Raw genomic sequence first — 7,367 nt, forward strand, 5'->3', positions numbered from 1 at the left:
TCCCCACAGCGAGGTGGAGCCGGCCCTGGCGGCCTCCGGCGTCGGCCGCAGGGGCTGATCCCCCTGGACGCCGCCCATCCGCGCGTCCTCGGCTACCTGGGCCGCGCGTTGAGTCTGGAGCTGTCCGCCGTGCAGCAGTACATGACCCAGGCCTCCCTCGTGGAGCTCTGGGGCGACACCCACGCCGCCGAACGGTTCCGCCAGGAAACCGTCGAGGAGATGCGGCACGTCGAACGGCTGGTGCAGCGCATGCTGCAGCTGGGGGTGGCCCCCGCCGCCTCCCAGCTGCGGCCGGTCGCCCACGCCGCCGACCTGGAGGGTCTGCTGCGGCTGAACGCCGTGCTCGAAGAGGACCTGATCCAGCACTACGGCGAGGCGATGCGCTTCTGCCTGCTGATCGGCGATGGCAACAATGCGTCCTTCTTCCGTGCCCTGCGGGACGAAGAACAGCAGCATGGGGAGGATCTGGCGGCCTGGATCGGTAGCCTTGCCGCCGTCCCGTCCAGGGCCCTGCAACGGGCCACCTTCTGAGGTCCCTCCCCCTTTGCCGGACACCCTTCCCCTGTCGATCCAGCTCAGCTGGATGATTCCCCTTTACGGGTTCAGCGGCATGCTGTTGTCGCTGCCCTGGGCGGCGGGCTGGATCAAGCGCAACGGCCCCCGTCCTGCTGCCTACCTCAACCTGCTGGTCACCCTGCTGGCGGTGCTGCACGGCAGCGTCGTGCTGCGCGCCGTGCTGGCCCTCGGTCCCCAGCATCTGGACATCGCCTGGTTCTCGGCCGCCGATCTGGATCTGCGCATCGGCTTCGATCTCTCCCTCACCAACCTGGCGGCCCTGGAGCTGGTGACCGGCCTGAGCCTGGTGGGCCAGGTGTTCGCCCTGGGCTATCTCGATAAGGAGTGGTCCCTGGCCCGCTTCTATGCCCTGGTGGGCTTCTTCGAGGGGGCCATGGCCGGGGTGGTGCTGAGCAGCAACCTGTTCATGAGCTACTTCCTGCTGGAGATGCTCACCCTCTCCACCTACCTGCTGGTGGGCTTCTGGTACGCCCAGCCCCTGGTGGTGACCGCCGCCCGCGATGCCTTCCTCACCAAGCGGGTGGGGGACGTGCTGCTGCTGATGGGGGTGGTGACGCTCTCGGCCTGGGCCGGATCGCTGGAGTTCAACGACCTCTACGCCTGGTCGGCGAATGAGACCCTGCCGGCCCTGGGGGCCACCCTGCTGGGCCTTGGCCTCATCGCCGGACCCATGGGCAAGTGCGCCCAGTTCCCGATGCACCTCTGGCTGGATGAGGCGATGGAGGGTCCGAATCCGGCCTCGATCCTGCGCAATTCGGTGGTGGTCACCTGCGGCGCCGTGGTGCTGCTCAAGGTGATGCCGCTGCTGCTGATCTCGCCGGTGGCCATCGACGTGCTGCTGGCGGTGGGCACCATCAGTGCCATCGGCGGCGCCCTGGTGGCCATCTCCCAGGTCGACCTCAAGCGGGCCTGCTCCTACTCCACCACCTCCTATCTGGGCCTGGTGTTCATCGCCATCGCCCTGCAGCAGCCCTTCATCGCCCTGCTGCTGCTCTTCTCCCATGCCCTGGCCAAGGCCGTGCTGTTCATGAGTGTCGGCAGCGTCATCGCCACCACCAACTGCCAGGACCTCACCGAACTGGGCGGCCTCGGCTCCCGCATGCCCGCCACCACCACCGGCTTCCTGGTGGGGGCCGCGGGCCTCACCGGCCTGCTTCCCCTCGGCTGCTTCTGGAGCTTCGGCCTGATGGTGGAGGGGCTGGGCCCGCGGGCTCCGTTCTTCGCCGCCGTGGTGCTGCTCACCAACGCCCTGACGGCCCTCAACCTCACCCGGGTCTACCGCCAGGTGTTCCTGGGCGCCCCCCACCCCAAGACCCGGCGGACGCCGGAGGTGAACTGGCTGATGGCCCTGCCCATGGTCACCGTCGCGGTGCTGGTGCTGGTCACGCCCCTGGCCATGGCCCGCATCGACCGGGTTCCGGGCATCGGTGCCTTCTCGGGCGGCACCGCCCTGGCCCTGGTGGGCAGCGGCCTGGCCGGGCTGCTGGTCGGCAGCCTGGTCCCTCTGGACACGTTCTGGTCCCGCTCGGTGCTGCGGCCCCTGCGGGTCCTGCAGGACCTGCTGGCCTTCGACTTCTACACCGACCGCATCTACCGGGCCACGATCGTGGCCTTCGTGGCCGGCCTGGCCCGGATCACCAACGGCTTCGACCAGCTGGTGGTCAACGGGATGGTCAACCGCATCGCCGCCGTCTCCATGGGCTCGGCCGAGAGCCTCAAGCTGGGGGTGAGCGGCCGGCTGCAGACCTACGTCTTCACGGTTGTGGCCGCGATCGTGCTGCTGGTCGGCAGCCTCTCCTGGCTGGGGGGCTGAGCGGACGATGCTGAGCGCCCTGCTGCTGATTCCCTTCGCCGGCGCCCTCGGCCTGCTCTGCTGGCCGGGCGAGCTGGCCACCGAGCGCATCCGCCGCGCCGCCCTGGCCCTGCTGGGCCTGCAGCTGCTCTGGAGCCTGCGGGTGCTGCTGGCCTTCGACCCCGGCCAGGCGGGCCTGCAGCTGCAGGAGTCCTTTGCCTGGGTCGACAGCATCGGCCTCGACTACCGGCTGGGCGTGGACGGCCTGGCCATGCCCCTGGTGCTGGTCAACGCGGCCCTCACCCTGGTGTCGGGGGTCTGCACCCGCGACCTGAGCCAGCGCCCCCGCCTGTACTTCGCCCTGCTGCTGACGATCAGCGGGGCCGTCAACGGGGCGTTCCTGTCGGAAAACCTGCTGCTGTTCTTCCTCTTCTACGAGCTGGAGCTGATTCCCCTCTGGCTGCTGATCTCCATCTGGGGCGGCGCCAACCGGAGCTACGCCGCCACCAAGTTCCTGATCTTCACGGCCGTCTCCGGGGTGCTGATCCTGGGGGCCTTCCTCGGCCTCTCCCTGTTCACCGGCCAGGCGGATTTCAGCATCAACCCGGTGACCAGCGCCCAGCTGGGCATGGGCACCCAGCTCGCGCTGCTGGGGGCGCTGCTGATCGGCTTCGCCATCAAGATTCCCCTGGTGCCGTTTCACACCTGGCTGCCCGACGCCCACACCGAGGCCTCCACGCCCGTGTCGGTGCTGCTGGCGGGGGTGCTGCTGAAACTGGGCACCTACGGCCTGCTGCGCTTCTGCCTGGGGATGTTCCCCGAGGCCTGGGCCCTGCTCGCCCCCTGGCTGGCGGGCTGGGCGGCGGTGTCGGTGCTGTACGGCTCCCTGGCGGCCATCGCCCAGCGGGACATGAAGCGGATGGTGGCCTACAGCTCGGTGGGCCACATGGGCTACATCCTGCTGGCGGCGGCGGCGGCCACGCCGGTCAGCATGCTCGGGGCCGTCTTCCAGATGGTCAGCCACGGGCTGATCTCCGCCCTGCTGTTCCTGCTGGTGGGCATCGTCTACCGCAAGACCCGCACCCGGGACCTGGAGGTGCTGCGCGGCCTGCTTAACCCGGAGCGGGGACTGCCGTTCACCGGCACCCTGATGATCCTGGGGGTGATGGCCAGCGCCGGCATGCCCGGCATGGCGGGCTTCATCTCCGAATTCCTGGTGTTCCGCGGCAGCCTGGCCGCCTTCCCGGTGGCCACCCTGCTGTGCATGGTGGGCTCGGGTCTGACGGCGGTGTACTTCCTGCTGCTGGTGAACAGGGCCTTCTTCGGCCGCCTGGCGGTGACCCCCCCGAGCGGCGATCCGGTGGCGGACTCCCGCCTGGAGGTGCGACTGCCGGCGGTGGCCCTGCGGGAAACCCTGCCCGCCCTGGCCCTGGCCAGCGGCGTGGTGGCCCTGGGAGTGCTGCCCTTCGGCCTGGGCCGCCTCAGCGAACAGGCCACCACCGCCATGGCCCAGTTGCCGGCCCTGCTCGCGACCCTCCAGGGCGCCGGACCGCTGTCATGAGACCGATCCCCCGCTCCCCCAAACCACCCCTCACCTACGCCGGGGGCCGTCCCAGCAGCGACGACCTGGTGGAGACCCTGCTGGCCGGACACACCCTGCTGGCCGAGTCCCCCGATCACCTGAGCCAGGTGGTGGACGTGCTGGAGAGCTACGGCGAGGTGCTGGATGCCTACAGCGTCAATCTCATCTACCAGGCCGAGAAGCAGTTCCTGAACCCCTTCCCGGTGTTCCGCTTCCTCGATGGCGACCTCAGCCCGGCGAAGATCTGGCGCCACCTGCTGCACGACCGGATCAACTTCGAGTACGCGGAGTACTGCCAGAAGGCGATGCTCTGGCACGGCACCGGCGGTCTCGATGCCTACCTCGACAGCGAGGCGTTCGCCGCCAACTGCGCCGCCATCGTCGCCCACAAGACAAGGCGCGACCCGCTGCTGGCGGCGCTCAACCCGCTGTTCCCCCAGTTCCTGGGCGAACTGATCCGCTCCGCGGCCACCACCCATGCCCTGGGCCAGTTCTGGCGGGTGATGAGCGATCTGTTCCTCGATCTGGCCCGGGCTGAGCGGGATGGTCGGGTTGACTCGATCGCCACGGTGGTGACCTTCATCAAGGAGGGCCTGGTGGCGGCGGCCGGGGCACCGATCACTTACGCGGTGGAGATCGGCGGCAGCTCCTTCTGGGTGCTGCCCCCCGAGGCCGGTCTCACCTTCCTCGGGGATGTGGCCGTGCCGTACGTGGAGGCGGTGTTCCTGCGCGGCACCCCGTTCCTGGGAACGGTGTCGTTCAACGCCCAGGCCCAGCAGATCTCCCCCGACCAGGCCCAGTTCATGTACGGCGCCCTCTATGCCGACCCGCTGCCCACGATGGGATCGGGCATCCCCCCCAGCCTGCTGATGCAGGACATGTACCGCCACCTGCCCGAACGGCTGCGCAACCGCTACCTGGCCGGCATCCGGGGCGACGGGGACATGCGGGTGAAGATCTGCATGAGTTTCCAGAAGGCGATGTTCTGCGTCACCAACGCGGCCATCGCCGGCACCTTCCCCCACCCGCTCACGAGCCAGGCGCCGGCGGAACGGACGGCCAACCGGGCCCACGCCGCCGCCTGGGCCGCCCGCCTCTGCGTGGCCCGCACCGACTGCCTCGACGATCCGGGCTGACCTAGGGTCGGACCCATGGATCAGCCCTGGACCCGACGGCCCCGTCCCGATCGGCTCGAGCGCCGCATCGAGTTCGACGACTACGAAAGCACCCGCGTCTTCCTGGAGCGCCTGAACGGGCTCTCCGAACAGGAGGGCCGCTTCCCGGACATCAGCTTCGGGCGCACCTACGTGAACCTCACCGTGCGGGCCGAAGCCGACGAGGACCCCATCGGCGAACCGGAGGAAACCTTCGCGCGGGCCATCGATGATCTCCTCTGAGGGCAGCGCTTCCGAAGGAGACGACGGGGGCGCGCCGCAGGAGACGACGCTGGTGGATCTGCGGGCGGCCTACGACGCCGTCGGCATCAAGGAGGTGCTCGACCAGCTCGACCGGGAACTGATCGGTCTGCGGCCGGTGAAGGCCCGCATCCGGGAGATCGCCGCTCTGCTGGTGATCAACCGGGCCCGCACCCAGGTGGGCCTCGACACGGCGCCCCCCAGCCTGCACATGTCGTTCACCGGCCGGCCCGGCACCGGCAAGACGACCGTGGCGGAGCGGATGTCGAAGATCCTGCACGGCCTCGGCTACGTCCGCAAGGGCCATGTGGTCACGGCCACCCGCGACGATCTGGTGGGCCAGTACATCGGCCACACCGCCCCCAAGACCCGGGAGATGCTCAAGAAGGCGATGGGCGGCGTGCTGTTCATCGATGAGGCCTATTACCTCTACCGGCCGGAGAACGAGCGGGACTACGGCGCCGAAGCGATCGAGATCCTGCTGCAGGTGATGGAGAATAACCGCAACGACCTGGTGGTGATCTTCGCCGGCTACAAGGAGCGGATGGACGTCTTCTACCAGAGCAACCCGGGCCTCTCCTCGCGGGTGGCCAACCACATTGACTTTCCCGATTACACCGCCAGCGAACTCCTGGCGATCGCCCAGCTGATCCTGGCGGCGGAGAACTACCGCTTCAGCCCTGAGGCCGCCGCCGCCTTCGCGGAGTACATCCAGCGCCGCATGCAGCTGCCCTTCTTCGCCAATGCCCGCTCGATCCGCAACGCCATCGACCGCTCCCGCATGCGCCAGGCCAACCGCCTGTTCAGCGGCATGGGGCGGGCCCTGACCAAGACCGACCTGATGACGATCGAGGCCGAGGACATCACCGCCAGCCGGGTGTTCCACGGGGAAGTGGAGGGGCTCGATCCGGCCCGGCCCCTCACCGGCGCCGGCTGAGCCTCAGCGGCGCTGGCGGCAGGCGATCTGCAGCAGGTCCCGCACCTGCTGCACCCGCCGCGCCAGGGCGGGATCGCTGCTGAGCTTCTTCTCCACCTGCTCCACCGCGTACATCACGGTGGAGTGATCCTTGCCGCCGAAGGCCTCGCCGATGCGCGGCAGCGACAGGTTGGTGTTCTGGCGCATCAGGTACATCCCCACCTGGCGCGACTGGCTCACGGCCCGCTTGCGGCTGGGGCTGAGCATCTCCTCGATGCGCACCTCGAACACCTCGGCCACCTTCTCCAGCACCTGCTGGGGGGTGACCGCCACCTCGTTGCCCACCGGATCGAGCATCGGCGCCAGCGATTCCACCGTCATCGGCAGGCCCGTGATCGAGGCGAAGGCCACCGCCCGGGTGAGGGCCCCTTCGAGTTCGCGGATGTTGGAGGTGAAGCGGCCGGCGATGTACTGGATCAGCTCCCTGGGCAGGGCCACCTGCTCGGCCTCCGCCTTCTTGTGCAGGATCGCCATCCGGGTCTCCAGATCGGGTATCTGGATGTCGGCGATCAGGCCCATGGAGAAGCGGGAGATCAGCCGCTCCTGGAGTCTGGGGATCTGGCTGGGGGGCCGGTCGCTGGCGATCACGATCTGGCGGCCGGCCTCGTGCAGGGCGTTGAAGGTGTGGAAGAACTCCTCCTGGGTGTATTCCTTCCCCTCGATGAACTGGATGTCGTCCACCAGGATCAGGTCGGCGGCCCGGTAGCGATCCCGGAAGGCCTGCATGCCGTCCTTGCGGATGGCCTGGATCAGGTCGTTGGTGAAGGTCTCGGTGCTCACGTAGAACACCCGCGCCTCCGGGTCGATCTCCAGCCGGTAGTGGCCGATGGCCTGCATCAGGTGGGTCTTGCCCAGCCCCACCCCGCCGCAGATGAACAGGGGGTTGAACTCACGGCCCGGGGCCTCGGCCACCGCCAGGGAGGCGGCATGGGCCATGCGGCTGTTGGCCCCCACCACGAAGCGGTTGAAGACGTAGCGGGTGTTCAGGCCCGCCCCGGGGCGCAGGGGGCCGGGCAGCGGCCGGGC

At 69.1% G+C, this 7,367-nt stretch carries 7 protein-coding genes; 6 read left to right on the forward strand and 1 reads right to left on the reverse strand.

What is annotated here, in order from left to right; all coding sequences use genetic code 11:
- From VB737_RS04530 to cbbX, 6 genes are all read left to right on the forward strand, one after another.
- Window positions 1–531, forward strand: a 531-nt coding sequence (locus VB737_RS04530; protein ID WP_500311499.1) for a ferritin-like domain-containing protein, incomplete at its 5' end; no start/stop codon positions are given.
- 13 nt (window positions 532–544) lie between these two features.
- Window positions 545–2,389 carry an NAD(P)H-quinone oxidoreductase subunit F gene (locus tag VB737_RS04535; RefSeq protein WP_500311501.1) on the forward strand — a complete coding sequence of 615 codons (1,845 nt, stop codon included), beginning with the start codon at window positions 545–547 and terminating at the stop codon, window positions 2,387–2,389.
- Between the two features lie 7 nt (window positions 2,390–2,396).
- Window positions 2,397–3,929, forward strand: a complete 1,533-nt coding sequence (locus tag VB737_RS04540) for an NADH-quinone oxidoreductase subunit M (protein WP_500311503.1) — start codon at window positions 2,397–2,399, stop codon at window positions 3,927–3,929.
- Window positions 3,926–5,086 carry a CO2 hydration protein gene (locus VB737_RS04545; protein WP_500311505.1) on the forward strand — a complete coding sequence of 387 codons (1,161 nt, stop codon included), beginning with the start codon at window positions 3,926–3,928 and terminating at the stop codon, window positions 5,084–5,086. The genes VB737_RS04540 and VB737_RS04545 overlap by 4 nt, the downstream gene beginning before the upstream one ends.
- A gap of 15 nt (window positions 5,087–5,101) precedes the next feature.
- Window positions 5,102–5,347 carry a 4a-hydroxytetrahydrobiopterin dehydratase gene (locus VB737_RS04550; RefSeq protein ID WP_500311507.1) on the forward strand — a complete coding sequence of 82 codons (246 nt, stop codon included), beginning with the start codon at window positions 5,102–5,104 and terminating at the stop codon, window positions 5,345–5,347.
- On the forward strand, window positions 5,334–6,302 hold the full coding sequence (gene cbbX, locus VB737_RS04555; RefSeq protein WP_500311509.1) for a CbbX protein: 969 nt from the start codon (window positions 5,334–5,336) through the stop codon (window positions 6,300–6,302). The genes VB737_RS04550 and cbbX overlap by 14 nt, the downstream gene beginning before the upstream one ends.
- A gap of 3 nt (window positions 6,303–6,305) precedes the next feature.
- Here cbbX and dnaA read toward each other — a convergent pair.
- Window positions 6,306–7,367 (reverse strand): chromosomal replication initiator protein DnaA (dnaA, locus tag VB737_RS04560; RefSeq protein ID WP_500311511.1); only part of this gene is annotated, 1,062 nt, incomplete at its 5' end.

Source organism: Synechococcus sp. BA-120 BA3 (assembly GCF_034931285.1).
Classification (GTDB): domain Bacteria; phylum Cyanobacteriota; class Cyanobacteriia; order PCC-6307; family Cyanobiaceae; genus Cyanobium.

Coding starts and splice junctions, on each gene's coding strand:
- VB737_RS04540 (WP_500311503.1), top strand. CDS start 2,397: ATGCTGAGCGCCCTGCTGCTGATTCCCTTCGCCGGCGCCCTCGGCCTG.
- VB737_RS04545 (WP_500311505.1), top strand. CDS start 3,926: ATGAGACCGATCCCCCGCTCCCCCAAACCACCCCTCACCTACGCCGGG.
- VB737_RS04550 (WP_500311507.1), top strand. CDS start 5,102: ATGGATCAGCCCTGGACCCGACGGCCCCGTCCCGATCGGCTCGAGCGC.
- cbbX (WP_500311509.1), top strand. CDS start 5,334: ATGATCTCCTCTGAGGGCAGCGCTTCCGAAGGAGACGACGGGGGCGCG.